Below are 25,555 nucleotides of genomic sequence, written 5' to 3' on the forward strand. Positions count from 1 at the left end.
GCATGCTGACGTCAGGGCAGCTCCTGGCCGACCGTTACCGGCTCGCGAAACGCATCGCCGTCGGCGGCATGGGCGAGGTGTGGGAGGCGGCCGACACGCGGCTGGACCGGCTCGTCGCCATCAAGGTGCTCAAGCCGGAGCTGTGCGGCGACGCCGAGTTCCTGCACCGTTTCCGCACCGAGGCCCGCACGACCGCGTCGCTGAACCACCCCGGCATCGCCGCCGTCCACGACTACGGCGAGACCGCCGCGATCGTCGACGGCCCGAAGGACACCGCCTACCTGGTCATGGAGCTGGTCGAGGGCGACCCGCTCGCCGCGATCCTCGCGAAGGACCGGCGGCTCTCCGCCGAGTACACCCTCGAGATCCTGGAGCAGGCGGGCAACGCGCTGCAGGCGGCCCACGAACGCGGCTACGTCCACCGGGACGTCAAGCCGGGCAACATCATGGTGACCCCGGCCGCGGACGGCCGGATCGTGGTGAAGCTGACCGACTTCGGCATCGCGAAGGCGGCGGACGCGGCACCGGTGACCAGGTCCGGCATGGTCATGGGCACCGCCCACTACATCGCGCCGGAGCAGGCGCTCGGGCACGAGGCGTCGCCGGCCAGCGACGTGTACTCGCTCGCGGTGGTCGGCTACGAGTGCCTCACCGGGCACCGGCCGTTCCTGTCGGAGAACGCGGTGACGGTCGCGATGATGCACATCCGCGACGCGCCGCCGCCGCTGCCGCCCGACGTGCCGATGTACGCCCGCGCGGTGATCGAGGCCACGCTGGTCAAGGACCCGGCGCAGCGGTACTCCAGCGGCGGCGAGTTCGCGGCCGCGGTGGCCGCGGTCCGCGCCGGTCACCCACTGCCCGCGCCGTCGGGCCGGGTCGCGCAGTACGCAGGCGCGCCGGGTGCCAGCAACCCCGGCATGCTGCCGGTCGGCCCGCCGAGCACACCGCGCCCGACGCAGGGCACGGGTTCGTTCCAGATGGGCCCACCGCCGCGGCCACGCAGGAGCAGGGCCGGGCTCTGGGCCCTGCTCGTCGTCCTCGGTGTGGTACTTCTGGTGCTCGCCGTGCTCGGCGTGGCATCGTTGCTCGGCGCCGATCGGGACACCGACGGCAGGTCGACGCCGGAGAGCACCTCGGCACCGACCGGCGACAACGAGAACCCTGTCAACGACGACGAGGACAGCGGCGAAGATGCCCCCGGCAACCCGCCGATGACCGGTATCCCGACCAAGAACAAGTACGTGGAGGTCGACGAGTCGCGGTTCGTCGGCCGGCCGGCGAATTTCGCCTCCGACACCCTGGAGAAGGCAGGCCTGGTCCCGGCGGTGACGAACCAGTTCGGGGAACCGCCAGAGGACATGAGCCGGTGCACCGTGACCGAGGTGGCACCGGAAGGACGCATCCCGGTGGAGACGGACGTGGCCGTGCGCTGCGATGAAGATGAGGAACCGCCGCGATGACTTACGGCGTTCACCGGTACCGGACAGGCATCATGGGCGCGAGCGGCGCACACCCGACGAGGATCGAGACGAAAGACCGATGACCACACCGAGACTGCTCTCGAACCGCTACGAGCTCGGCGACACGCTGGGCTACGGCGGCATGTCCGAGGTGCACAAGGGTCGCGACGTCCGTCTCGGGCGGGACGTCGCGGTGAAGGTGCTGCGTCAGGACCTCGCTCGCGACCCGCAGTTCCAGGAGCGGTTCCGGCGGGAGGCCCAGAACGCGGCCGCGCTGAACCACCCGGCCATCGTCGCCGTGTACGACACCGGCGAGACCAGGGTCGAGCACGGCCCGCTGCCGTACATCGTCATGGAGTACGTGGACGGCCGGACGCTGCGCGACATCGTGAAGACCGAAGGCCCGCTCCCCGGTCAGCGCGCCATGGAGATCATGGCCGACGTCTGCGCCGCGCTGGACTTCTCGCACCGGCACGGCATCATCCACCGCGACGTCAAGCCGGCCAACGTGATGATCACCAAGACCGGCGCGGTCAAGGTGATGGACTTCGGCATCGCCCGCGCCATCCACGACGGCCAGGCCGCGGTCACCCAGACGGCCGCCGTGATAGGGACCGCCCAGTACCTGTCCCCCGAGCAGGCCCGCGGCGAGCAGGTCGACGCGCGAAGCGACGTGTACGCGGCCGGCTGTGTGCTGTTCGAGCTGCTCACGGGCGAGCCGCCGTTCACGGGTGACTCGCCGGTCGCGGTCGCCTACCAGCACGTGCGGGAGGACCCGAAGCCGCCGTCCGCGCTGAACCCGAGGGTCAACCCGGCGCTGGACGCGATCGTGCTGAAGGCGATGTCGAAGGGCGCCCCGAACCGCTACCAGTCGGCCGCCGAGATGCGCACCGACCTGGTCCGCGTGCTGTCCGGACAGCGGCCGCTCGCACCGATGGTGATGACCGACGAGGACCGCACCACGATCCTGTCGCAGGGCAGGCCCGCCGCGCCGCCGCAGCAGCGTGGCAGGCACCGGCCCGCGGCACTCGCCGAGGACCCCGACGACTACGACCCGTACGAGGACGACGAGGAGGAGCGCAGACGCCAGCGCCGCAAGGGCTGGCTGATCGCGCTCCTGACCGTGCTCGGTGTCGCGCTGGTCGCGGTGCTGATCTGGCTGATGAGCACCGCGTTCGGCGACGAGCCCGTGTCCGACCAGGTGGCCGTGCCGGACGTGGTCGGCCAGGTGGAGATCGACGCCCGCGCCGAGCTGGAGGGCCGCGGCTTCGAGGTGCGCATCGACGACCTCGTCTGCCAGCCGACGCCGACCAACCAGCCGGGCCAGTGCGGCCCGGACAACATCGGCAAGGTCGTGGAGACCAACCCGGCGGCCGGCACGAAGGTCAGCAGGTCCGACACGGTCGTCATCCGCGTCGGCCGCGCGGCGCCGAAGCAGGCGGTGCCGGAGCTGAGCGGCAAGACGCCGGAAGAGGCCAGGACCGTGCTCGAGCCGCTCGGCCTGACCCTCAACCCGACGATCGACGAGGAAGAGGTCGACGACGACGCCCAGGTCGGGAAGATCATCGCCCAGGACCCGCCGAGCGGCACGCAGGTCGACAAGGGCACCGCGATCAAGGTGACGGTCGGCAAGGCCAAGGAGACCAGCTCCGTGCCGGACCTGATCGGCCAGGACTTCGACACCGCGAAGGGCAACCTCGAGAGCCTCGGGTTCACCGTGATCCGCGAGGAGGAGTCGTCCGACAAGCCCGCCAACCAGGTGATCGACCAGGACCCCAAGGGCGGCGAGCACGAGCCGGGCACCGAGATCACGCTGGTGGTGTCGAACGGCGACCAGCAGGAGAACGACAAGATCACGGTGCCGAACCTGTCCGGGCTGACCGAGGACGACGCCGAACAGCTCCTGCGGCAGCAGGGGTGGACCGGCAGCTTCAACGTCGTCGAGGAGGACACCCAGAACCCGGCCGAGTTCGAACGGATCATCAACCAGGAACAGTCCCCGAACTCGAAGATCGACAAGGACGAGGACGTGGGCATCATCGTCGGCAAGCCCGGGATCGGTGGAGGGCGCTGATCCGCTGATGCAGATGCGTACCGCCGTCGTCGGGGCCGGTGTGGTCGGCCTGTCGACGGCGTACGCGCTTCTGCGGCACGGCGCCGAGGTGACCGTGTACGAGACCGGCGCCGCGATGGCCGCCCGCTCGGCGGGCAGCTCCCGGATCTTCCGCCTGGCACACGGCGATCCGGGCCTGGTCGCGTACGCGGCGGCGGCGGCAGGCCTCTGGGCCGACTGGACACACCGCGCGGGCAACCGGCTGCTCAACCAGCAACGGATGGTCCTGACCGGCCCGAAAGCCGAGGACTGGGCCGACGCGATGGAGAAAGCGGGCGCGGACCACACATTCATCGACGACGACGACCTGGACACGGCCGAACTGGGCCTGCCGGTCGAAGCGCTGCCGGGCCCGGCACTGATCGACCCGGCAGGTGCGGTGATCGACGCCCCGGCGACCGGCCGGTTCCTGCGCGCCGCGATCGGCAACCGGATCCGCCGGGAACACATCCACCGGATCGCGCCCCACGACGACTGGGTCGAACTGCACGGCTCGAACGGCGTGCACGAGGTCGACCACGTGGTGGTCGCGGCGGGGAAAGGTTCGACGGATCTCGCGGCACAGGTGGACCTGTACCTGCCGACCCAGCTGTCCCACCACGTCCGGTTCACGTTCCGCCTGAAGGACCCGGACCAGTCCCCACCGTGCTGGATAGACGAGACCGCGTCCTGGCGCGACGGGGTGACCAGCTACCAGCACATGGCAGGCCCTGGCCTGTGGGCGGTGGGCCTGAACCTCCCGCCGGAGCTGGAGCTGTGGGAACGCGGCCGCGAAGAGGTCGTCGGCCACTCCCGCGAACTGGCGCTGACCTACGTCCACGACGCACTGGTCGGCGTGGACGACGAGATAGTCGAAGAGGTCTACTGCGACACCCCGACCAGCCTCGGCGACGGGGTACACGTGTCGACGACGGGCCCGGTAACGGTGATCTGGGGCGCGAACCTCTTCAAACACGCCCCCGCCATCGGCCAAACCCTGGCAAACGCGGCCGTAAACAACCTCACCCCGAAAACCCCCCACCCAGAATAACCCGCGAGTTCCCCGTTCAGGACTCGCGAGTTCCCCGTTCAGGACTCGCGAGTTCCCCGTTCGGAACCCGTGAGTTCCCCGTTCGGAACCCATGAGTCGAAGATTCGTGAGCCTCCGCGAAACCGGTGGAGTGCGCGCGCTCGCCGCGGAGCGGCAACCTCGTGAACCGGAACGGACAACTCGCCGGTCCTGAACCGGGGACTCGCCGGTCCTGAACCGGGGACTCGCGGGTTCCGAACCGGGGACTCGCGAGTCCTGAACGGGGGACTCGCGGGTTTACAGCGGGGACTCGCGGGGGGCTCGTGGGGGTGGGTTAGGGGTGGGTGGCGGCTTCGGACAGGGTTCGCATTGCGTTTTCCAGGTCTCGGACGCGCTCCTCGGGTGCCTCGAAGCCGGCGGCGGTCAGCCAGTTGGCCAACATCCGGTGGCCGCCCTCGGTCAGCACGGACTCGGGATGGAACTGGACGCCCTCGATCGGCAGCTCCCGGTGCCGCATCGCCATCACGACCCCGGAGTCCGTGGTCCCGGTCACCTCGAACTCGGCGGGCACGGTCTCCGGCAGCACGGTCAACGAGTGGTACCGCGTGGCGGTGAACGGGTCGGGCAGCCCGGCCAGCACACCGACCCCCTTGTGATGCACCTGACTGGTCTTCCCGTGCAACAGCTCGGGCGCCCGGTCGACGGTCCCGCCGTAGGCGACCCCGATCGCCTGGTGACCGAGGCAGACCCCCAGCAGCGGCCGGCCAGCGGCGGCGCACCAGCGCACCACGTCGATGCTGGCTCCGGCCCGCTCCGGAGTGCTGGGCCCCGGGCTCAGCAGAACCGCGTCGACATCGTCGAGAACCGAGGGCGACGCAAGCTCGGGAGCGTCGTTGCGCAGTACGACACACTCCGTTCCCAGCTGGGCCAGGTACTGGACCAGGTTGTAGACGAAGCTGTCGTAGTTGTCGACCACCAGCACGCGCATACCGCAGACGATACTGCCCCGGGAGACGTTCGTGACCGGTCTGGCCCGCCGCCTGGGCACCCTCGACGCCACCGCCATCGGCCTGGGGTCGATGCTCGGCGCCGGGGTGTTCGCCGTGTTCGCCCCCGCCGCGGCCAGTGCCGGCGGCTGGTTGCCGGTCGCGATCCTGGTCGCCGGTTTCGTCGCGTACTGCAACGCGGTGGCCTCTGCCCAGCTGGCGGCCGCCTTCCCGTCCTCCGGCGGCACCTACGTGTACGGCCGGGAACGGCTGGGCCCCTGGTGGGGTTTCACCGCGGGGTGGGGTTTCGTCGTCGGGAAGACCGCCAGCTGCGCGGCGATGGCGCTGACGTTCGCCACCCACGTCGCGCCGGGAGCGGCGAGACCGGTCGCCGTGGCGGCGGTCGTGGTGCTGGTCGGGGTGAACCTGCTGGGGATCACCCGCACCGCGTTCGTCACCAAGGCACTGCTCGTCTTCGTGCTTCTGGTGCTGGCACTGGTGATCGCACTGTCGCTTGTGGACGGACCAGCGGCGGACCCCGAGGCGCCCGGACCGGTCGGTCCGCTGGAGGTGTTGCAGGCGGCCGGTCTGCTCTTCTTCGCGTTCGCCGGGTACGCCCGAGTCGCGACCCTCGGCGAGGAGGTACGCGACCCGGGGAGGACCATCCCCCGCGCGATCCTCGGCGCACTCGCCTGCGCGTTGCTGCTCTACCTCGCGCTCGGCCTCACCTTGCTGCACACCCTTGGCGCGCAACGACTTTCCCAGACCACCACCCCACTGGCGACCGCCGTTCCGGAGTGGTCGGCGGTCGTGACGGCAGGTGCCGCGGCCGCCAGTCTCGGCGCGCTGCTCGCGTTGATCGCGGGCGTGGGACGCACCACCCTCGCCATGGCACGCGAGCACGACCTGCCCCACTGGCTCGCCACCGTGCACCCGCGCTTCGCCGTGCCGCACCGGGCGGAACTGGCCGTCGGCGCGGTCGTGTGCGTGCTGGTGCTGACCACCGACCTCCGCGCGGTGATCGGTTTCTCGTCCTTCGGCGTGCTCGTCTACTACGCGATCGCCAACCTGTCGGCCGCCACCCAGACCGGCACGGACCGCCGCCGGCCGAAGACACTCAACATCGTCGGTGTCGTCGGCTGCCTGCTCCTCGCGGCCACGCTGCCAACAGGCTCCGTCCTCGTCGGCCTGGCCGTGTTCGCGGTCGGGCTGGCCGGCCGCGCGCTCACTGCGTCGTGACGTTGTTGAACGGCAGCAGCGGCTCCGCCCACGGGAACACCACGAACATCAGCAGCGCGACGACACCGACGGCGAGCGCCAGCGCGAGCACCAGCCGCACGGCGAACGGTCCCGGCAGGTGGCGCCAGATCCACCCGTACATCAGGCGGTCTCCTTCAGCTCCGGCGGCGTCCAGTCCGGCTTGGCCGGGTCCTTCTGCCACTGCTTGACCAGCACCGAGTGCACGATCAGGCGCTCCTTGTCCGAGAACCGGGGGTGACAGGTCGTCAGCGTCATCAACGCGGCCTGCTCACCCGCGCTCGGCACCACGTCCGAACCCGGCACCGGCGCGATGACGGACCCGTCGGTCGGCGGCACGATCTGCTGCCCGACCACGTTCTCGTACGGGCCGCCGAGGACCGAGACACCCTTGCAGTGCGCCTCCTTGCCCTTGCCCTCCGCCCAGCCCGCCTTCTCCTCCTCCTGGGGCAGCGCGCGGTAGACGAACCAGTTGTCGGCGGTCTCCACGACGAGCGCGTCGCACGAGTTGATCAGGTTGATGTCGTTGAACGGCGCACCCTTGCCGACCCGGTGGCCCGCGACCGAGAAGTTGCCGGTCTGCCCGGGGTACGCGGTCTGCGTGTAGTGACCCGGCCCGATCTCCAGGCTCTCGGGCGTGGTGCCCTCGACGATCGTGAACTGGTAGTCGGCGCCGAACGCGGGGATGTACATCTTCGCGAAGCCGTCGCCCTCGCCGAGGCCGGTGAAGTGCTCCTCGCGCTCCTGCTTCCACTTGTCGTCGAGCGCGGACGTCGCGGTCCGCTGCTTGCCCGCCGAGACGACGTCGGTCCAATACACCTCGTAGACCACGAACAGCAGGACCACGAGCCCCAGTGTGATCAGGACCTCGCCGAACGTGCGCACCGCCGTGCGGACCGGGTCCTTCCTCGGCGGTGCGGGCGGGCGGGCGCGGGGACGCGGCGACGGGACGAGATCGCCCAGGTCGCCGGAGATACGACCCGCACCACGGCCGATGTGCTCCACGGTGCCCACGCGCGCTCCTCTCGGTCCCCGACCTATGGGTTCGCCGAAGCCCTCGGCTACGTTAACGTGTTGCAGAGTGGTGTTCGTGCCGGTTCCTACGCTTGAGGCGCGCGTGAGGTTCAGGCACAACACTGACGCGCCCAAAGCTACACGCCAGTGAGGACTCCGATGCCCAAGTCCAAGGTCCGCAAGAAGGCGGTCTACACGCCACCCACCGATCGCCGCACTCCGGTGAAGGTGAAGTCGGCGGGTCCGTCCCACCCGCTCTACGTCGGGGTCATGCTCGGTGTGATGGTGCTCGGGCTGGCCTGGCTGGTGGTCAACTACATCGCCGGGGAGAGCATTCCCTTCATGGCCGACCTCGGCAACTGGAACTTCGCGATCGGCTTCGCGCTGATGATCGGCGGGCTCCTGATGACGATGCGGTGGCGCTGACCGGCTGCCGCTCTACCGTCGGTTGGCCGCGGTGCACCCGTTCAGCGCAGCGTGATTGAACCACAAGGGTGTAAGTCATCCCCAGTGTGGACAACTGCTGTGGATAACTCTGGTTGACCGCATTCGTGGATTCGGAGCGTGACGTCGTCCGTGGCCCCGCCATCAGCCAAAACGTGGTCTCCTCAGCCCTCGGTCGTGGTCGTGACCTGGGCATTGGCCGTGGCGGCCGGTGCGTGGGCGGTGTTCAACCCGGACCCACCCGGTCGGGTGTTGCTCGGGGTGGTCGCGCTGCTGCTGGCGTTCGCCGGGGTGTACACCTCGGTCGCGCGGCCCCGGCTGGCCGCGGACCAGAACGGACTCACGGTCCGCGGGCTGACCGGTGCACGCAGCTGGCCGTGGGCCGAGGTGAACGTGCGGCTGGTCCGCACGCGTCGCCTCGGCCGTGACGCGGCCACGCTGGAGGTCGACGCGGAGAACGCCGAGCCGCCCGCCCTGGTGGTGCTGGGCAGGCTGGATCTCGGCACCGACCCCGAGGACGTCGTCGAGGAGCTGCTGAAGCTCCGGACCTAGTGCCCCGCGCCGGAAATCCGGCACATAATTCGGCGGCCCAGCTTCCTGCTGGCGGCGTTGCCGATCCACCCAAGTACAACCCGGTACGAGGGAGGATCGGCGCCTTGCCAGCAGAAACCTGGATCCACCGACTTACGCACCGCATTTCCGGCGCGGGACACTAGCTAGGCCGGGAAGCAGTTCAGCAGCTCGGCGGACACGAGTTCGCAGCGCAGGTCGCTGGTGGCGACACTCGTCACCAGCACGGCCACCAGCAGCACGGCGATCGCGGCGCACGCGACCGTCTGGAACCGCACGAGGTTCTGCCGGGGCGCGTACACCAGCGCGGCCGTCGCGAGCGCGCCGATGACCAGCCCGCCGAGGTGGCCGAGCAGCGAGATGCCCGGCAGGGCGATGCTCAGGAAGATGTTGATGCCCAGCAGCATCAGCACCGGTGTCGGGTTCAGCTTCTTGCGGAACACGACGACCGCGATGCCGCCGAACAGGCCGTAGATGGCGCCGGACGCACCGGCCACCATGCCCGTCGGTTCACCGAACAGCATGACCGCGGCCGACCCGCCGAAGAGCGCGAGCAGGTAGACGACCAGGAACCGCAGCCTGCCCAGCGCCACCTCGAGGTCCCGGCCGATCACCCACAGGGCGAACATGTTGAAGACCAGGTGGACCGGGCCGTAGCCGCCGTAGTTGCCGAAGTGCAGGAACCCGGAGGTCAGCAGGCGCCAGAACTCGCCGCCCGCGACCGTGCTGGGAATCAGCGTGCCCTGCAGGAACAGCTCGGAGCGCTGGTTCTCGACGATGCTCCCGGCCTGCAGCGCGGTGATCGCGAAGATCAGCACATTGAGCCCGATGAGCACCGGCACGACGAACAGCGAGCGCGCACGGCCGGTGGTCCGCGCCCCGCCGGTGGTCCTGGCGGGACGGATCGACTTGTTGCCCTCTGCCACGCAGTCGACGCACTGGTAGCCGACGGACGCCTCACGCAGGCAGTCCGGACAGGCCGGCCGTTCGCACCGCACGCAGCGCAGCCCGGTCGGCCGGTCCGGATGTCGTACGCAGGCCGGCAGGTCCGGCTGCCTGTTTACGGACACTCAGCCCTCGCGTTCGACGCTGACCCGCTCCACCACGATGTCCTCCAGCGGCTTGTCCTGGGGACCGGTCTTCGCCGTCGCGATCGTGTCCACGACGTTGCGCGACTCCTGGTCGGCGACCTCACCGAAGATCGTGTGCTTGAAGTTCAGCCACGTCGTGGGCACCACCGTGACGAAGAACTGCGAGCCGTTCGCGTCCCGGCGGCCGGGGTTGGCCATGCCGAGCAGGTACGGCTTGTTGAACTGGAGCTCAGGGGAGAACTCGTCCTTGAACTCGTAGCCGGGGCCGCCGCGGCCGGTGCCGGTCGGGTCACCGGTCTGGATCATGAAGCCGTCGATGACGCGGTGGAAGATCATGCCGTCGTAGAACGGGCCCGTGGTCTCGCCCTTGGCGTTGCGCGGGCTGTACTCCTTGGTGCCCTCTGCCAGGCCGACGAAGTTCGACACGGTTTTGGGGGCGTGATCAGGGAAAAGGTTGATCCGGATGTCGCCCTTCGAGGTGTGCAGGGTTGCCGAAACCTTCACGCCGACGAGGGACTCGTTGCTGTCTGCCACCCGGTCATCGTGCCATCCACAAGCAGGATCGCTCCGGAAGGGGCAGGATGGTGAGTGTCCGATAAGCCACCCTGGAGCAGACTATGGACGATATGAAGGCCATGAACCGGGCCGGAGAGACGGTCGGCAAGGCCGTCGGCTCCGGCTGGCGCTCGGCGCGCCACAACGCGAAACGAGCCGGGCTCGCCGGTGCGGAGGCCACGGCACGGGCCACACAGGCCGCGGACCGCAAGCTGACGGAGCGCGGGTTCGCGCCCCGCCAGGTCGCGGAGGCAATCGCGGAAGGTGCCGAGGTCGCACGCCAGGAGGTCGCCAAGACCACCCGTCGCGCACGGCGCAAGCTGGCGAAGACGGCCAAGCACACGCGCAAGGACCTGGCGAAGGCCGCCAAGCAGGCACGCAAGGACGCCGCCAAGAGCAAGCCGGGCAAGCGGGCACGCAAGTCGGCCAAGCAGGCCAAGGCGGATGCCAAGAAGCTGAGGTCGCAGGTCAGGACGGAGGCGACGAACCTCAAGGCGCGTGCCCGGGACGCGGCCTCCGACCAGCCGAAGCGCAAGCGGCGCTGGCCGAAGGTGATGCTGCTCGCGATCGTGGCGGGCGGTGTCGCGTACGTGCTGCGCGGCAAGGCGGCGGAGCGGCAGGAGGCCGTGCCGGAGCCCCGCCAGGACGCGCCGGCCAAGCCGGAGACGCAGAAGGCGGACGCTGCCACGAACGGCCAGCGCAACGGCCAGACGCAGACGTCCTCGTCCGCGAAGAACTAGCGATCACACCGAAGGGCCCGCCGGTCACGTGCCAGCGGGCCCTTCGGGTCGTGTCTTCGTGCCGGGTCAGAGTCCGAGCGCGGAGATCGTCTCCTGCGCGACCTGCTTGGCCTTGATGGTCTGCCCCTGGTTGGTGGTCACGACGACCGCGGTGGCCTCCTTGGCGACCGCGTACACGGCACCCGACTCGGACGACTCCGCACCGCCCTGCCAGCCACCCGTCAGCTCCGCCGGGTTCGAGCTCTCGACCGGCGCCGCGGCGTCGACCAGTGCCTGCGCGACCGGCGCCTCGCCGGTGTACACGCGGACGCTCAGCTGCACGTTGCCATCCGGCCGGTAGAAGAAGCACGCGGGGGGCTCGTCGGCCGAGGTCTGCACCTTGGACACGCGCTGCCCGTTGGTCTCCTCGACGTAGGCCTCGTCGAGGTACGGGCACGGCCCGTCCGCGGTCGGCTGCGGCTCGGGCGGGACCGCCACGTCGGCCGCGCCGGTGATCGTCTCGGTCGGCTGGCTGGTGGCCACGGTCGGGCCGTTGATGGGCTCCTCTGCGCACGCGGTGAGCGCGACCAGCAGCAGGGGGCCGAGCAGGAGGACGCGTTTCATAGGCCGGAGAGTCAACCACACGAGTTCCCGGGCGGTGCCGCGGCTTGGTATTGAATGGCGGTGACAGCTTGGGGGTCACGATGTTCCGGAACCTGTTCCTGGTGCTGGTGCCAGAGCCCGCGGCGCGGGTCGTGCACGAGGACGACCTGTCGACGACGGCCATCGTGCCGGTGACGTCGGCGGACGAGGCCGCGGCGGCCGCGGCCGGTGGGTGGGACCTGGTCGAGCTGTACGGCGGACTGGGCATCGACGCGGCGGCGGCCGTGGTGGCGGCGGCGCCGGGCGTGCCCGTGGGCTTCGCCGGGGACCTCGGCCCGTCACCTGCGCCGGTGGTGCTGTTCGAGGACCCCGCTGCCGACCCGGAGAGGCACCGGTGGCGCTTCGGTTCGACGACAGTGATGGCGGTCCCGTCGACCGGCGACACACCCGGGGTGGCGGCGAGGCTGGTCGCGGAGGGCGCGACGCGGGTCGAGTTGTGCGGCGGCATGGGACCGGTGCCCGCGGCGGCGGTGCGCGCGGTGGTGGACGTGCCGGTCGCGACCGTGTTGTTCGGCTTCGAGTCCCTCCCGGCAGCGGCGGCCTACCGCGCCCGCTTCGAGGCCGCGGTCAGCTAGGCGAGCGCGAAACGTTCGGAGTGCAGCTGGCGCTCCGGCACGCCGATCTCCCTGAGGCTCGCCAGCACGGTGGCGGTCATGGCGGCGGGTCCGCACACGTAGACGTCGCGCTGGGTGGTGTCGGGTACCAGCGAGCGGAGCCCGTCCGGGGTGAACGGCCGGGCGCCGTCGGTCGTGCGGCCGGTGAGCAGGTGCAGCCTGCCGCCCCTGGACGCGACGAGCGACCGCACCTCACCGAGCAGCACCGCGTCCCGTTCGTCCCGCACGCGGTAGAGGACGACGATGTCGCCGGTCATGTCCTCCAGCAGCGCGCGGATGGGTGTGATGCCGACGCCGCCCGCGACCAGCAGCACCCCGTGGCAGGTCCGGTGCGCCGCGGTGAACGCCCCGTAGGGTCCTTCGAGGAACACCCGGCTGCCGACCGGCAGGTGCCGCAGGCCGGCACTGGTGTCTCCGACCGCCTTGGCCGTGAGCCGCAGCGAATGCCCTCGGGGTGCGGCCGACAGCGAGAACGGGTTGGCGCGCCACCACGAGTGGTGCCCGGGGAACCGCCACACGAAGAACTGGCCGGCCCGCACGGGGAGCCGGTCGAGCCGCCGACCGGTGACGTACACGGACACCACGTTGCCGGCCTCCGGCACGACCGCCTCGACCCGGAACCGATGCCGGGCGTTGCGCAGCACCGGCAGGACGACCCGCCCGGCCAGCAGCGCCGCGACGGCGCCCAGCCACAGCGCCCACCAGTACGCGAACGCGAGCGCCGAGGACGTGAAGGTGGTCGTCTCGAGCAGCTGGTGCACGAAGGTGAGGGCCAGGACGAGGTACACCAGCATGTGCAGCGCGTGCCAGGTCTCGTACCGCAACCGTCGCCGCACCGCGCGGGTCGAGACCGCGGCGACCACGACGACCAGCGCGGCCGCCGTCATGCCGAGCAGCGAGGCCGGCACCCCGGCGAGCGCGAGGAACGTGCTCGCCATCGACGCGTCGCCGAGCACCGCGTAGCCGAGCACGACCACGAACGCGTGGCACAGGATCGTCCAGAACAACCCGAACCCGACCCACCGGTGCCAGCTGGTGAGCCGGTCCATCCCGATGCGCCGGTCCAGCCACGGCAGCCGCGCGACCAGCAGCAGTTGGAAGATCAGGAGCAGTGCCGCGTGCAGCCCGAAGAACTTGGCGACCGTGAGCACGCTGTTCTTCCCCGCCCCCGCGGTGAGGAACAGCACCTCGACGATCAGGACGTTGACGACGACGAACGCCCACATCACCCAACGTGCCCGCACGGCCATCGCGACTCCCGTCCTGTGTCACCTGGTGACACGCGGGAAAGCCGGGAAAGGTTCAGACCCGGGCACGACCTTTGCTGATCTTCGTGGAGACGAGGGGAATCGAACCCCTAACCCCTGCCTTGCAAAGGCAGTGCTCTGCCAATTGAGCTACGTCCCCGGGCGCGCGGGCGGGGCCCACGCACGAACAGCCGGCAGCGGCGGCTCAGGCCTACTTGCCGGCGGGCGCGGTGGCCTCACGCCAGAGTTCGTCCTGCGCCTTGGCTGACTTGTTCCGGCGCACCACAAAGAGCACGGTGCCAGCGACAGCCACCAGAGCGAGAAGCTTCTTCACGTTCATTGCCTCCTTCGGCAAAAGCTCAACTACCACCCGCGACCCCTGTCGATCCCGCGTGAGGCCCCACAAGTCTGCCACAACCCCCACCCCACAGGAGGAGAGGACTCCCAACACCCGTAGACCCATTCGAACAATCACAAAGTGCAACCCCGCAACCACGCCGAGCAGTTTCGTGCCGCTGCTGCCCGACGGATACGTGGGGTTTCTCTTGATGGGAAGTTCAGCGTCACCCGTTCGAGGACACCTCGATAGAACAATTGTTCGATAGACTGGTTGCGGCGCTCGCGGCCCCCATCCGCACTCGACTGAGCAACTGGAGCGATGCGCGCCCAAGTCAGGTAACGCTCACCACCGTAGGTGAGATGCTGTGGATAGATTGTGGGTAAGTGCTTGTTGACTGTGGGTGGGCCTGTGGACAACCCGATGATCGCTGGCCGAGGGGAGGAAACGTGAGCGCCGAGTACAACGCGATGACTATCGCGAAGTGGTTCATCGCATGGGCTGAGGAAGAAGAAGGAGCTGATCTCTCCAACCTGAAGCTGCAGAAGCTCTTGTACTACGCGCAGGGCCACCACCTTGCGGCTACAGGGACGCCCCTGTTCGGGGAAGAGATCCAAGCTTGGTCTCACGGACCGGTGGTTCCGGCCGTCTACCACGAGTTCAAGCACTACGGCTCCCACGACGTGACGCTGGAACCGGACGATCCCTTCGTCTTCGACGAGGTCGACGAGGAGACCGCAGAGTTTCTGAGCAAGGTGTGGAACACCTACGGCGGCTATGCGGCCTGGCGGCTTCGGAACATGACGCACGACGAACGCCCGTGGAAGGACCACTTCAGCGGACACCGTTCAGTAGTCATCCCGAAGAGCGAGCTGCAGCAGTACTTCAAGTCGGTGAGACGGTAGCCAGACGTGAGTCGAGGTAAGAAGCCGAAGCGGAGTTCTGAAACTCTCCCGGTCGCTCAACCCAAGGTGGACTACGACGACATGACGCCGAAGTTCTGCCTGGCTCACATCCAGCAAGGCTTCGACGTTCCGAGCCTGCTCGACGATCGTGCCCGCGCATCGTTCGCTGCTGCGTTGCAGGTCAGGTGCACGAAGAAGTGGCGGGAGCTCAAGTCAGAACGCCGACATGGTCTTGGCTTCGAGCTGATGCCCAAGCAACAACTCCGTGCACCGATCCCTGCGCGGTTTCAAGATCAGGAACGCTTCATGGTCTTCAGGTACAACGGGCTCCTGCCCATGGCGGGGGTTCGGATCCTCGACACGTTCCACGTCATCTGGCTTGAGCCCAAGTTCGGTGACCTCTACGACCACGGCTCGTAGCCGATCAAAGCGGTTGGTCAAGTGTTCCGCCGGTACCGCGGCGTTCGCCGTTGGCCACCGTGATCGATGCACGAGCAAGCTGACTCATAGAGTCCGGTTAAAGACTCAGGGCCGGTCCCCTGCGTGGGAACCGGCCCTGGTCTGCGGTGGGCCTAGGAGGACTTGAACCTCCGACCCCTTCGTTATCAGCGAAGTGCTCTAACCGCCTGAGCTATAGGCCCCTGGTGCGAGGAAAACCTTACCGCACCCGTTTTGGGGCTCTCAAACGGGTATCACTCCCGTTCAGCGAGGGTGACCTCCAGGCCGCCGGCCAGGTCGGCGGACACGTTGTAGATGAACGCGCCGACTGTGGACAGTGCGCTGAAGAGCACGATGTTGACGGCGCCGATGATGGCGGCGACGCCGAAGACGCGGCCCGCGCTGATGAGTGGGGTGCCGGTTTCGCTGGAGCCCTGCAGCAGTTCGTCGGAGATGCCGTTCAGGTTGTCCCAGACGCCCATGCCGTCGAGGACGGCGTACAGGATGCCGACGGCGACGAGCCACACGAAGAACAGTGCGACGCCGAGTACGAGCGACAGTTTGAGCACCGACCACGGGTCGAAGCGCTTGATCTGCAGGTTGGCCCTCCGGGGGCCGCGGCCTGGCCTGCGCAGTGCGCTCGGGGCGGCGGCGCTCGTGCCGACGCGGAGTGGGCCGGTGGCCGGGTTGCTCGCGTCCAGGTTGACCGTGGTGCGGGCGGCGGACGGGATGCCGCCCGGTGGGGTGCCGGGGGTGGTCGGCAACGTCTGGGGCACGTTGACGGTGGGCGCGTCCGGGCCGCCGAACAGGCGGCTGGCGGCGCTTCCGGTGACCACCGGACGTTCGACCTGCACCGTCTTCTCCCCCGGCGGGTCTGCCGGGCGGGACTGTGGCTGGTGCGTGGTCGGCTGTGTGTCGTTGGCCACGCGCTGCCACGGTGGTGGGGTGCCGTGGCTCAGTTCGAGGTCCTCCGCACCGGCCACGTGTGCCGTGGTCGGTGCGGAGCCGTTGCCCTCGTGGTTCCCACCGGTCTGATCGACCTGCTGGGCCTGGCCGCTGGTGGCGATGGCGGAGGTGTGCTCCGTCTCCGCTTCCTGGCCGGAGCGTCCGGGCTTGTCAGGTGGTGTCACGCGGGTCCCCTACGTGTCTCGCGGCTTGTTACGACTCTGCCGGCGGCTCGCCGTTCGAGTCCTCGGCTGTGTTGGTGATGACGCCTTGGTCGTCACCGGCGTTGCTTTCCGACGGTGATTCACCGTCGATCACTTCGCCGTTCTCGCTGACGTCCTCCGCGCTGCGGGCGATCGCGATCAGGTTGGTGCCGTCCCCGAGGTTCATGAGGCGCACCCCCTTCGTCTGCCTGCCCGCCTTGCGGACCTCCCTGGCAGTGGTCCTGATGACCCCGCCCGAGGACGTGATCGCGTACAGCTCGTCGTCCTCGCTGACGATGACTGCACCCACCAGCCTGCCACGCTTGCTGTCGTACTGAACGGTGAGCACGCCCTTGCCGCCCCGGCCCTGGACCGGGTAGTCCTCGATCGGCGTGCGCTTCGCGTAGCCGCGGTTGGTCGCGACCAGCAGGAACGTGCCTTCCCGGACCACGCCGAGGGTGAGCAGCTCGTCGCCTTCGTTGAACCGCATGCCGAGCACACCGGACGTGGCGCGGCCCATGGGGCGCAGTGCCTCGTCGCTCGCGTGGAACCGGATGGACTGGGCGCTCGCGGACACGAGGAGCAGGTCGTCCTCTGCCGAGCACAGGACCGCGCCGACCAGTTCGTCGTCCTCGCGCAGGTTGATGCCGATGAGGCCGCCCGCGCGGTTGGAGTCGAAGTCGGACAGGCGGCTCTTCTTCACGAGACCGCTCTTGGTCGCGAGCACCAGGTACGGCGCGACCTGGTAGTCCTTGATCTCGATGATCTGCGCGATCGTCTCGTCCGGCTGGAACGCCAGCAGGTTCGCGACGTGCTGGCCGCGTGCGTTGCGGTTGGCCTCCGGCAGCTCGTACGCCTTCGCCCGGTACACCCGGCCCTTGTTGGTGAAGAACAGGATCCAGTCGTGGGTGGAGCACACGAAGAAGTGCGCCACGATGTCGTCCTGTTTCAGGCCCGCGCCCTGGACGCCCTTGCCGCCACGTTTCTGCGCGCGGTACAGGTCGGTCTTGGTGCGCTTCGCGTACCCGGTGCGGGTGATGGTGACGACGACGTCCTCGACCGCGATCAGGTCCTCGACGGAAACGTCGCCGTCGTAGGGGATGATCTTCGTCCGCCGGTCGTCGCCGTGCTTGTCGACGATCTCCATCAGCTCGTCGCGGACGATGAGCCGCTGGCGCTCGGGCTTGGCCAGGATGTCCTGCAGGTCGGCGATGATCCGCTCGATCTCGGCCAGCTCGTCGATGATCTTCTGCCGTTCGAGGGCGGCGAGGCGGCGCAGCTGCATCTCGAGGATGGCGTTGGCCTGGATCTCGTCGACGGCGAGCAGCGCGATCAGGCCGGTGCGGGCCTCGTCGACGGTCGGTGAGCGGCGGATCAGCGCGATGACCTCGTCGAGCGCGTCGAGCGCCTTGACGTAACCACGCAGGATGTGGGCCCGCTCCTCCGCCTTGCGCAGGCGGTAGCGGGTGCGCCGGACGATGACCTCGACCTGGTGGCGCACGTAGTGCCGGATCATCTGGTCGAGGCGCAGCGTGCGCGGCACCCCGTCGACCAGCGACAGCATGTTCACGCCGAAGTTGTGCTGCAGCTGCGTGTGCTTGTACAGGTTGTTCAGCACGACCTTGGCGACCGCGTCCCGCTTGAGCGTGATCACGATCCGCATGCCCGCCCGCTTCGACGACTCGTCGTCGACGTTGGCGATGCCGCCGATCTTGCCGTCGCGGACCAGGTTCGCGATGTTCTCGATCAGGTTGTCCGGGTTCACCTGGTACGGCAGCTCGGTGACGATGAGGACCGTGCGGCCCTTGGCGTCCTCGTCGACCTCGACCACCGCACGCATGCGGATCGAGCCGCGGCCCGTGCGGTAGGCGTCCTCGATGCCCTGCGTGCCGAGGATCAGGGCGTGCGTCGGGAAGTCGGGACCCTTGATCCGCGTCATCATCGCGGCCAGGGTCTCGTCGTCGGAGGCCTCCCAGTTCTCCAGGGCCCACACCACGCCGGACGCGACCTCGCGCAGGTTGTGCGGCGGGATGTTGGTCGCCATGCCGACCGCGATCCCGTTGCTGCCGTTGACCAGCAGGTTCGGGATGCGGGACGGCAGGACGTCGGGCTCCTGCGTCTTGCCGTCGTAGTTGTCCGAGAAGTCGACGGTCTCCTCGGTGATGTCCTGCAGCATCGCCATCGCGAGGGGCGTCATGCGCGCCTCGGTGTAGCGCATGGCGGCTTGCGGGTCGTTGCCCGGTGAGCCGAAGTTGCCCTGTCCGTCGATCAGCGGGTACCGCATCGACCACGGCTGCGCGAGCCGCACCAGCGCGTCGTAGATCGCGGAGTCGCCGTGCGGGTGGTAGTTACCCATGACGTCGCCGACGATGCGCGAGCACTTGACGTGGCTGCGCTCCGGCCGCAGGCCGGTGTCGTACATGGAGTAGAGGACGCGCCGGTGCACCGGCTTGAGGCCGTCCCGGACATCCGGCAGCGCTCGGCTGACGATGACGCTCATCGCGTAGTCGATGTAGGAGCGCTGCATCTCGTGCTGGATGTCGACCGGCTCGGTGCGGTCGTTGTCCGGTGGCACGGGCGGCAAGGTCTCGGTCACGAAATTCCTTTCACACGCGTTCCCGGACTACACGTCGAGGAAGCGGACGTCCTTGGCGTTGCGGGTGATGAACGAGCGGCGGGCCTCGACGTCCTCGCCCATCAGCACGCTGAACAGCTCGTCGGCGGTGGCCGCGTCGTCGAGCGTGACCTGGAGCAGCAGGCGGTGCGCCGGGTCCATCGTGGTCTCCCACAGCTCGTCGGCGTTCATCTCGCCGAGACCCTTGTACCGCTGGACACCGTCATCCTTGTTGATCTTCTTGCCCGCCTCGAGACCGGCCTTCATCAGTCCGTCGCGCTCGCGGTCGGAGTACGCGAACTCCGGCTCCGCGCGCTGCCACTTGATCTTGTACAGCGGCGGCTGCGCCAGGTAGACGTAACCCTGTTCGACGAGCGGGCGCATGAAGCGGAACAGCAGCGTCAGCAGCAGGGTCCGGATGTGCTGGCCGTCGACGTCGGCGTCCGCCATCAGCACGATCTTGTGGTAGCGCAGCTTCGACACGTCGAAGTCCTCGTGGATGCCCGTGCCGAGCGCGGTGATCAGGCTCTGGACCTCGGTGTTCTTGAGAACGCGGTCGATCCTGGCCTTCTCGACGTTGATGATCTTGCCACGGATCGGGAGGATCGCCTGGAAGCGGGACTCGCGGCCCTCCTTGGCCGAGCCGCCCGCGGAGTCGCCCTCCACGATGTAGAGCTCGCACTCCTCCGGGTTGGTGGAGCGGCAGTCCTTCAGCTTGCCGGGCAGGCCGCCGATGTCGAGCGCGCCCTTGCGGCGGACCAGCTCCTTGGCCTTGCGGGCCGCGATCCGCGCCTGCGCGGAGCCGACCGCCTTGCTGACGATCGTGCGCGCGTCGGACGGGTTGCGCTCGAACCAGTCGGCGAGCATCTCGTTGCAGGTGGTCTGCACGAACGTCTTCGCCTCGGTGTTGCCGAGCTTCTGCTTGGTCTGGCCCTCGAACTGCGGCTCGGCCAGCTTGATGGAGATGATCGCGGCGAGGCCCTCGCGCACGTCGTCGCCGGTGAGGTTGGCGTCCTTCTCCTTGAGCAGCTTCTTGTCGCGCGCGTACACGTTGACCACGCGGGTCAGCGCGGCGCGGAAACCCTCCTCGTGGGTGCCGCCCTCGGCCGTGTTGATCGTGTTGGCGAACGTGTAGACCGACTCGCTGTAGCCGGTGTTCCACTGCATGGCGACCTCGACCTCGAGGCCGTCGCCCTTCGCCTCGAACCCGATCACGTTGTTGTGGATCGACTCGCGCGTGTGGTTGATGTGCTTGACGAAGTCCTCGAGCCCGCCCGGGTAGTGGTACACCCGGTCCTTGACGCGCGCGGACTGGCCGTCGGCGTCCTCGTGGGTCTCCTCCTCGGTCACCCGCTCGTCACGCAGCGAGATGGTCAGGCCCTTGTTGAGGAAGGCCATCTCCTGGAGCCTGCGCGCGATGGTCTCGGCGTTGTACGTGGTGGTCTCGAAGATCTCGTCGTCGGCCCAGAAGGTCACCGACGTGCCGGTGCTCTCGGTCGGGCCGTGCTCGGTGAGGGGGCCGGGCACGGAGCGCGAGTAGTTCTGGCGCCAGATCGTGCCGCGGTAGTGCACCTCGAGGTCGACCCTGGTGGACAGCGCGTTGACCACCGAGATGCCCACACCGTGCAGGCCGCCGGAGACCGCGTAGCTGTCGCTGTCGAACTTGCCGCCCGCGTGCAGCTGGGTCATGACGATCTCGATCGTCGGTTTGCCGTGCACGGGGTGCATCTCGACCGGGATGCCGCGGCCGTCGTCGATGACCCGGACGCCGCCGTCGGCCAGCAGCGTGACCTCGACCTTCGTGGCGTGCCCGGCCATCGCCTCGTCGACCGAGTTGTCCACGACCTCCCAGATCAGGTGGTGGAGACCGCGTTCGCCGGTCGACCCGATGTACATGCCGGGCCGCTTGCGAACAGCTTCGAGGCCTTCCAGGACCGTGATGGAGGACGCGTTGTATTCATGGTTGTTAGTCGCCACGGGCGGGGTGTCTCCTGTCCGGAAAGGGCATAGCCGATCGCCTGTCTAGATAATACCGGTGCGCGCCCGTGGAAGGGGGCTAACACACCCCTAGCCGCGTCACAGACGCGCTGGCAGCCTCTCGTCCGACCCCGTACGCCTGCGTGGGCCCTACTTCGCGGATTTCACACCTTCCGGCCCGATAGCGCCAACGGGAGTCACCCGTAGGTGTCGCGCGGGCCGCGGCCACGCACGTGCCGTGTGCCAAACCGCCAGCTAGGGGCCGTTGGGCCCAGTACTTTCAGCCGTTTGACCACGTCGTGACCCACCCCGCCGGCGATCTTCGCCAGCAGCTGCTTCTGGAGCAGGCGCAGCTGCGTCGCCCACGCCGTCGAGTCGGCCTGCACGGTCAGCTCACCGCCCTTCAGCTCGACGGGCTGCGCGTGCTCGGCGACCTCCTCGCCGACGATCTGGCTCCACCGGTCGAACAGCCTGCCGGTCGTGAGCCGGCCGGACCACCCGCGTTCGAGTGCGACGCGGGACGCGATGCGCCCGAGCGGCTGCGGGTCGCGCTCGTCGGCACCCGCGCCCGACCACCGGCGCCGCCGCCGGTTGACCGCGCCGGCACCGCGCCGCACGACCTTGTTCTTCTTCGCCTCCGGGCCGCCCGACGCCGCCCGCGCGGCGGCCAGCGCGGCACGCGCGAGGTCCGGACCACGGAGCTGCTGATGGTCACTCTGCGTGTCTGATCGAGGGTTGCCGTCGCCGTCGCTCCCCGCCGGGGCGGCCAGATCGCCGGTTTTCGGCCGCCCGGGGGTGGCTGGCGGGCGCCGAGCATCGGCGTTATCCACACTATCCACAGGTTTGTCCCCAGATGTGGGGGTCGTCACACCACGCGCCGTCACTCTCCGGTGATCACTCACGGCGGACCTCCCCGTCGGAAACAAGGTAGCGGGCACCGGTCAGCTCGGCCGGCACGTCCTCCGGCACGGCGGCGGTCACGAGCACCTGTTCGGCCGCGAGCGAGACCTCCGCGAGCCGTTCGCGTCTTCGCCGGTCCAGCTCCGCGAACACGTCGTCGAGCACGAGCACCGGTTCCCCGCCGTCCTCCCGCAACAGCTCGTAGGACGCGAGCCGCAGCGCGAGCGCGAACGACCACGACTCGCCGTGCGACGCGTACCCCTTCGCCGGGTGCCGGTCCAGCGTCAGCTCCAGCTCGTCGCGGTGCGGGCCGACGAGGCTCACACCGCGGTCCAGCTCCTGGTCGCGGTGCGCGACCATCGCCGCGAGCAGCGCGTCGGTCAGCACCTCCCGGTCGGCGCGCCCGGTCGTGCCGTACTCGGCGGGGAACAGGTCCGCGATCCCCGACCGGTACCGGATCGTCGCGGGCCGGGACTCCGGCGCGACCCCCGCGTACGCGGCCGTGAGGTGCGGCGCGAGGTCCGCGACCAGGTCCAGCCTGGCCGCGAGCAGCTCGGCGCCGTGCCGGGCGAGGTGCCCGTCCCACACGTCCAGGGTCCCCAGGGCGTCACCGCGCCCCGAACCCGCGCGCCTGGCGTGGCCGGACGACTTCAGCAACGCGTTGCGCTGCCGCAGCACCCGGTCGTAGTCCGCGCGGACCCCGGCGTACCTCGGCGTCCGCAACACCAGCAGCTCGTCGAGGAACCGGCGCCGCTCACCGGGGTCGCCGCGCACGAGCGCCAGGTCCTCCGGCGCGAACAGGACCGTGCGCAGGATCCCCAGCACGTCCCTGGTCCTGGGCACCGGCCCCCGGTTCACCCGCGCGCGGTTCGCCTTGCCCGCGGTGATCTCCAGCTCGATCGTCAGCTCGCGGCCCTCGTTGACGACCGCGGTCCGCACGATCGCCCGGGAACACCCGTGCCGGATCAGCGGCGCGTCGGTCGCGACCCGGTGCGAGCCGAGCGTCGCCGCGTAGCCGAGTGCCTCGACGAGGTTGGTCTTGCCCTGGCCGTTCTGCCCGACGAGCACCGCCGGTCCCGGTTCGAGTTCCAGGTCGGCGTGCTCCCACGAGCGGAAGTCCGTGACCTGTAGGTGCCGGACGTACACTCCGCAAGCTCCGCTCGATGACGACGTTCGCTCCGCTCGGCCACCTCAGCCCTGCGTGCTGCCCGAGCCCGAGGTCGGTCCCGCGGACTGCACAGCGTGCCCGCCGAACTGGTTGCGCAGCGAGGCGACCGCACGCATCGCGGGCGAGTCGTCCTGCCGCGAACGGAACCGGGCGAACAGCGCGGCCGAGATCACCGGCGCGGGCACGGCGAGGTTGATCGCCTCCTCGACGGTCCACCGGCCCTCGCCAGAGTCCTCCACGTACCCGCGCAGGTCGTCGAGCTCCGGGTCGTTGTCGAGCGCGCGCACCAGCAGGTCGAGTAGCCAGGACCGGACGACCGTGCCACGCTGCCACGCCTTGACCACCGAGGGCACGTCCTCGATGACCTTCGCGGCCTCCAGCAGCTCGAAGCCCTCGGCGTAGGCCTGCATCAGGCCGTACTCGATGCCGTTGTGGATCATCTTCGCGTAGTGGCCCGCACCGACGGCGCCCGCGTGCGCGAAGCCCTCCTCGCGCGGGCCCTCCGGCCGCAGCGCGTCGAAGATCGGCAGCACGCGCTCGACGTCCTTCGCGTCCCCGCCGACCATCAGGGCGTAGCCGTTGTCCTTGCCCCACACGCCACCGGACACACCGCAGTCGAGGTAGGCGATCCCGTTCTCCGCGAGCAGCGCGGCGTTGCGCGTGTCATCGGAGAAGCGGGAGTTGCCGCCGTCGATCACGACGTCACCGTCGGCGAGCAGGTCACGAAGCTCCGCGATGGTCTGCCGCGTCGGCTCGCCCGCGGGCACCATCACCCAGACCGCACGCGGCGCGGACAGCTTCGACACCATGTCGGCCAGCGACTCGCTGTCGCTCACGTCCGGGTTGCGGTCGTAGCCGACCACCTCGTGGCCTGCCGCGCGCAACCGCTCGCGCATGTTGAAGCCCATCCGGCCGAGACCGACGAGACCGAGCTGCATTGGTTTCTCCTCCTGGGCGTGGGAACCGGTCAGCCGGGCAACCGCACCGGCATCAGCAGGTGCAGGTACCCGGGAACGACGTTCCCATCCTCGCCCACGGGCTTGATCAGCGCCGGACGGCTGGGGGTGGTGAAGGACAGCTCCGCGCGGTCGGCGTGCAGCGCGCCGAGCCCCTCCTGGAGGAAGCCGGGGTTGAACGCGATGGTCACCGGCTCGCCGGTGTACTCGACCGACAGCTCCTCCTCCGCGGACCCCTCGTCGTCGCCGCCCGCGGACAGGCGCAGCCCGCCGTCGGCGAACTCGAGCCGGACCTGGGTGCCGCGCTCGGCGACCAGCGACACGCGCTTGATCGCCTCGACGAGCGGGGGGACGTCGATGATCGCGGCCGCGGTCTGCTCGGAGGGCAGCAGCTGGCGGTAGCGCGGGAACTCCGTGTCGAGGAGCCGGCTGGTGGTGCGGCGGCCGCCGCCGGACAGCCCGATGAGCCCGTCGCTCGGGGACAGCGCGATCTCGACGGTCTTGCCGGACGTGCCGAGCGCCTTCGCCGCGTCGGCCAGCGTGCGTGCCGGGACGAGCACCGCGATCTCACCGGCGGACGAGAGGCTCTCGTCCGGCTGCCACGGGAACTCACGCATCGCGAGCCGGAAGCGGTCGGTCGCCACGAGCGTCAGCTTGTCGCCCGAGATCTCCACGCGGACACCGGTCAGCATCGGGAGCGTGTCGTCCTTGCCCGCGGCGACGGCGACCTGGCTGACCGCGAGCCCGAACACCTCACCGGCCAGCTGACCGGCGTGCGGCGGCATCGCGGGGAGCTGCGGGTAGTCCTCGACCGGCATCGTCGGGAGCGAGAACTTCGCGCTGCCACAGGCGATCGAGACCCGGGAGCCCTCGACGAGGATCTCGACCGGTTGCGCAGGAAGGGACTTCGTGATGTCGGCGAGCAACCGGCCGGACACGAGGGTCCGGCCGCCGTCCGCGATCGTCGCCGCGACACCGACGGTCGCCGAGACCTCGTAGTCGAAGCCGGAGATCGTCAACCCGTCGGAACCACTCGCGTCCAGGAGGATCCCGCCGAGAACGGGAACCGGCGGCCGGGTCGGCAGCGAACGCGCGACCCAGGCGACGGCGTCGGCGAGACCGTCGCGCTCGACGCGGATCTTCATGAGAGTCCTTTCCAGACACGAGGGACAGGCAAGCAAGGGCCGCCTCGAGCGACCTCGATGTTTGCTCCGCAAGCTCCGCAAAGCACCAGACGTGTCTCGCCACCGTAGAGCGTGCGGATCGCCCGCTCCACCCGGGCCCTGCCGTCCGAGTGCCTCCGCGACGCGACGCTCGCTCGCGAACCCGCCGCCCCTGTTTTTCTTTTGTTGATAACCCTTAGAGATAAA

The 25,555-nt window shown here is 69.4% G+C and carries 24 protein-coding genes, 2 tRNA genes and 1 pseudogene; 10 read left to right on the top strand and 17 right to left on the bottom strand.

Going from position 1 to position 25,555, the window contains the following annotated elements:
* The first annotated feature begins 2 nt into the window (after positions 1–2).
* The 3 genes from ACFPCV_RS15275 (at position 3) to ACFPCV_RS15285 (ending at position 4,603) form a co-directional block, all read left to right on the top strand.
* On the top strand, positions 3–1,460 hold the full coding sequence (locus tag ACFPCV_RS15275) for a serine/threonine-protein kinase (protein WP_378056789.1): 1,458 nt from the start codon (positions 3–5) through the stop codon (positions 1,458–1,460).
* 79 nt (positions 1,461–1,539) lie between these two features.
* The gene (gene pknB / locus ACFPCV_RS15280; RefSeq protein WP_378056790.1) at positions 1,540–3,534 is read left to right on the top strand and encodes a Stk1 family PASTA domain-containing Ser/Thr kinase; all 1,995 of its coding nucleotides are present in this window, start codon (positions 1,540–1,542) and stop codon (positions 3,532–3,534) included.
* A gap of 13 nt (positions 3,535–3,547) precedes the next feature.
* Positions 3,548–4,603 carry an NAD(P)/FAD-dependent oxidoreductase gene (locus ACFPCV_RS15285; protein WP_378056791.1) on the top strand — a complete coding sequence of 352 codons (1,056 nt, stop codon included), beginning with the start codon at positions 3,548–3,550 and terminating at the stop codon, positions 4,601–4,603.
* Between the two features lie 313 nt (positions 4,604–4,916).
* Here the strand turns inward: ACFPCV_RS15285 and ACFPCV_RS15290 are convergent, their stop codons facing one another.
* Entirely contained in the window at positions 4,917–5,570 is a 654-nt protein-coding gene (locus ACFPCV_RS15290; RefSeq protein ID WP_378056792.1) for an aminodeoxychorismate/anthranilate synthase component II, read from the bottom strand.
* 31 nt (positions 5,571–5,601) lie between these two features.
* Between ACFPCV_RS15290 and ACFPCV_RS15295 the strand changes: the two genes are divergently transcribed.
* Positions 5,602–6,807, top strand: coding sequence for an APC family permease (locus ACFPCV_RS15295; RefSeq protein WP_378056793.1), 1,206 nt, complete (start codon positions 5,602–5,604; stop codon positions 6,805–6,807).
* Here the strand turns inward: ACFPCV_RS15295 and ACFPCV_RS15300 are convergent.
* Positions 6,794–6,949: a hypothetical protein gene (locus tag ACFPCV_RS15300; protein ID WP_378056794.1), complete on the bottom strand. Its 156-nt coding sequence runs from the start codon at positions 6,947–6,949 to the stop codon at positions 6,794–6,796. The two genes, ACFPCV_RS15295 and ACFPCV_RS15300, sit on opposite strands and share 14 nt — an antisense overlap.
* Positions 6,949–7,839 carry a class E sortase gene (locus tag ACFPCV_RS15305; RefSeq protein WP_378056795.1) on the bottom strand — a complete coding sequence of 297 codons (891 nt, stop codon included), beginning with the start codon at positions 7,837–7,839 and terminating at the stop codon, positions 6,949–6,951. The genes ACFPCV_RS15300 and ACFPCV_RS15305 overlap by 1 nt, the downstream gene beginning before the upstream one ends.
* Positions 7,840–7,998: 159 nt before the next feature.
* Here ACFPCV_RS15305 and crgA point away from each other — a divergent pair, with 159 nt between their 5' ends.
* On the top strand, positions 7,999–8,265 hold the full coding sequence (gene crgA, locus ACFPCV_RS15310; protein WP_378056796.1) for a cell division protein CrgA: 267 nt from the start codon (positions 7,999–8,001) through the stop codon (positions 8,263–8,265).
* 201 nt (positions 8,266–8,466) lie between these two features.
* Positions 8,467–8,835 carry a PH domain-containing protein gene (locus tag ACFPCV_RS15315; protein WP_378056797.1) on the top strand — a complete coding sequence of 123 codons (369 nt, stop codon included), beginning with the start codon at positions 8,467–8,469 and terminating at the stop codon, positions 8,833–8,835.
* A gap of 164 nt (positions 8,836–8,999) precedes the next feature.
* On the opposite strand, the gene ACFPCV_RS15320 is transcribed toward ACFPCV_RS15315, so the two are convergent.
* Complete coding sequence (locus tag ACFPCV_RS15320; protein ID WP_378056798.1) at positions 9,000–9,923, bottom strand: rhomboid family intramembrane serine protease; 924 nt, start codon at positions 9,921–9,923, stop codon at positions 9,000–9,002.
* On the bottom strand, positions 9,924–10,478 hold the full coding sequence (locus ACFPCV_RS15325; RefSeq protein ID WP_378056799.1) for a peptidylprolyl isomerase: 555 nt from the start codon (positions 10,476–10,478) through the stop codon (positions 9,924–9,926).
* Positions 10,479–10,561: 83 nt separating this feature from the next.
* Here ACFPCV_RS15325 and ACFPCV_RS15330 point away from each other — a divergent pair, with 83 nt between their 5' ends.
* Entirely contained in the window at positions 10,562–11,239 is a 678-nt protein-coding gene (locus ACFPCV_RS15330) for a hypothetical protein (protein WP_378056800.1), read from the top strand.
* 66 nt (positions 11,240–11,305) lie between these two features.
* On the opposite strand, the gene ACFPCV_RS15335 is transcribed toward ACFPCV_RS15330, so the two are convergent.
* Entirely contained in the window at positions 11,306–11,842 is a 537-nt protein-coding gene (locus ACFPCV_RS15335) for a DUF2020 domain-containing protein (RefSeq protein ID WP_378056801.1), read from the bottom strand.
* A 68-nt stretch (positions 11,843–11,910) separates the two neighbouring features.
* On the opposite strand from ACFPCV_RS15335, the gene ACFPCV_RS15340 reads away from it, so the two are divergent.
* Complete coding sequence (locus ACFPCV_RS15340) at positions 11,911–12,456, top strand: DUF6506 family protein (protein ID WP_378056802.1); 546 nt, start codon at positions 11,911–11,913, stop codon at positions 12,454–12,456.
* Here the strand turns inward: ACFPCV_RS15340 and ACFPCV_RS15345 are convergent.
* From ACFPCV_RS15345 to ACFPCV_RS15355, 3 genes and pseudogenes are all read right to left on the bottom strand, one after another.
* Positions 12,453–13,745 (bottom strand): ferredoxin reductase family protein, encoded by a 1,293-nt coding sequence (locus ACFPCV_RS15345; RefSeq protein ID WP_378056803.1) that lies wholly within the window; start codon positions 13,743–13,745, stop codon positions 12,453–12,455. The two genes, ACFPCV_RS15340 and ACFPCV_RS15345, sit on opposite strands and share 4 nt — an antisense overlap.
* Positions 13,746–13,829: 84 nt before the next feature.
* A tRNA-Ala gene (locus ACFPCV_RS15350) sits at positions 13,830–13,902 on the bottom strand.
* Positions 13,903–13,965: 63 nt separating this feature from the next.
* Positions 13,966–14,076: pseudogene (locus ACFPCV_RS15355) on the bottom strand (DLW-39 family protein); the annotation flags it as partial.
* Between the two features lie 452 nt (positions 14,077–14,528).
* Between ACFPCV_RS15355 and ACFPCV_RS15360 the strand changes: the two are divergent.
* A complete protein-coding gene (locus ACFPCV_RS15360) occupies positions 14,529–14,984 on the top strand; it encodes a Panacea domain-containing protein (protein WP_378056804.1) in 456 nt (151 codons plus the stop codon).
* Between the two features lie 66 nt (positions 14,985–15,050).
* Positions 15,051–15,404 carry a hypothetical protein gene (locus ACFPCV_RS15365; RefSeq protein WP_378056805.1) on the top strand — a complete coding sequence of 118 codons (354 nt, stop codon included), beginning with the start codon at positions 15,051–15,053 and terminating at the stop codon, positions 15,402–15,404.
* 147 nt (positions 15,405–15,551) lie between these two features.
* On the opposite strand, the gene ACFPCV_RS15370 is transcribed toward ACFPCV_RS15365, so the two are convergent.
* The 8 genes from ACFPCV_RS15370 to dnaN form a co-directional block, all read right to left on the bottom strand.
* Positions 15,552–15,625: transfer RNA gene (locus ACFPCV_RS15370), tRNA-Ile, on the bottom strand.
* A gap of 51 nt (positions 15,626–15,676) precedes the next feature.
* Positions 15,677–16,405, bottom strand: a complete 729-nt coding sequence (locus ACFPCV_RS15375) for a DUF3566 domain-containing protein (protein WP_378056944.1) — start codon at positions 16,403–16,405, stop codon at positions 15,677–15,679.
* Between the two features lie 175 nt (positions 16,406–16,580).
* On the bottom strand, positions 16,581–19,166 hold the full coding sequence (gene gyrA / locus ACFPCV_RS15380) for a DNA gyrase subunit A (protein WP_378056806.1): 2,586 nt from the start codon (positions 19,164–19,166) through the stop codon (positions 16,581–16,583).
* Between the two features lie 27 nt (positions 19,167–19,193).
* On the bottom strand, positions 19,194–21,161 hold the full coding sequence (gene gyrB, locus ACFPCV_RS15385; protein ID WP_378056807.1) for a DNA topoisomerase (ATP-hydrolyzing) subunit B: 1,968 nt from the start codon (positions 21,159–21,161) through the stop codon (positions 19,194–19,196).
* A gap of 197 nt (positions 21,162–21,358) precedes the next feature.
* On the bottom strand, positions 21,359–21,991 hold the full coding sequence (locus tag ACFPCV_RS15390; RefSeq protein ID WP_378056945.1) for a DciA family protein: 633 nt from the start codon (positions 21,989–21,991) through the stop codon (positions 21,359–21,361).
* Positions 21,992–22,055: 64 nt separating this feature from the next.
* Positions 22,056–23,207 carry a DNA replication/repair protein RecF gene (gene recF / locus ACFPCV_RS15395; RefSeq protein ID WP_378056808.1) on the bottom strand — a complete coding sequence of 384 codons (1,152 nt, stop codon included), beginning with the start codon at positions 23,205–23,207 and terminating at the stop codon, positions 22,056–22,058.
* Between the two features lie 45 nt (positions 23,208–23,252).
* A complete protein-coding gene (gene gnd / locus ACFPCV_RS15400) occupies positions 23,253–24,200 on the bottom strand; it encodes a phosphogluconate dehydrogenase (NAD(+)-dependent, decarboxylating) (protein ID WP_378056946.1) in 948 nt (315 codons plus the stop codon).
* Complete coding sequence (gene dnaN, locus ACFPCV_RS15405) at positions 24,197–25,330, bottom strand: DNA polymerase III subunit beta (RefSeq protein ID WP_378056809.1); 1,134 nt, start codon at positions 25,328–25,330, stop codon at positions 24,197–24,199. Before dnaN ends, gnd begins: the two co-directional genes overlap by 4 nt.
* Between the last annotated feature and the right edge of the window lie 225 nt (positions 25,331–25,555).

The sequence above is a fragment of the Actinophytocola glycyrrhizae genome (assembly GCF_042653545.1).
Lineage (GTDB): Bacteria > Actinomycetota > Actinomycetes > Mycobacteriales > Pseudonocardiaceae > Actinophytocola > Actinophytocola glycyrrhizae.

Coding starts and splice junctions, on each gene's coding strand:
- ACFPCV_RS15275 (WP_378056789.1), top strand. CDS start 3: ATGCTGACGTCAGGGCAGCTCCTGGCCGACCGTTACCGGCTCGCGAAA.
- pknB (WP_378056790.1), top strand. CDS start 1,540: ATGACCACACCGAGACTGCTCTCGAACCGCTACGAGCTCGGCGACACG.
- ACFPCV_RS15285 (WP_378056791.1), top strand. CDS start 3,548: ATGCGTACCGCCGTCGTCGGGGCCGGTGTGGTCGGCCTGTCGACGGCG.
- ACFPCV_RS15290 (WP_378056792.1), bottom strand. CDS start 5,570: ATGCGCGTGCTGGTGGTCGACAACTACGACAGCTTCGTCTACAACCTG.
- ACFPCV_RS15300 (WP_378056794.1), bottom strand. CDS start 6,949: ATGTACGGGTGGATCTGGCGCCACCTGCCGGGACCGTTCGCCGTGCGG.
- crgA (WP_378056796.1), top strand. CDS start 7,999: ATGCCCAAGTCCAAGGTCCGCAAGAAGGCGGTCTACACGCCACCCACC.
- ACFPCV_RS15330 (WP_378056800.1), top strand. CDS start 10,562: ATGGACGATATGAAGGCCATGAACCGGGCCGGAGAGACGGTCGGCAAG.
- ACFPCV_RS15335 (WP_378056801.1), bottom strand. CDS start 11,842: ATGAAACGCGTCCTCCTGCTCGGCCCCCTGCTGCTGGTCGCGCTCACC.
- ACFPCV_RS15345 (WP_378056803.1), bottom strand. CDS start 13,745: ATGGCCGTGCGGGCACGTTGGGTGATGTGGGCGTTCGTCGTCGTCAAC.
- dnaN (WP_378056809.1), bottom strand. CDS start 25,330: ATGAAGATCCGCGTCGAGCGCGACGGTCTCGCCGACGCCGTCGCCTGG.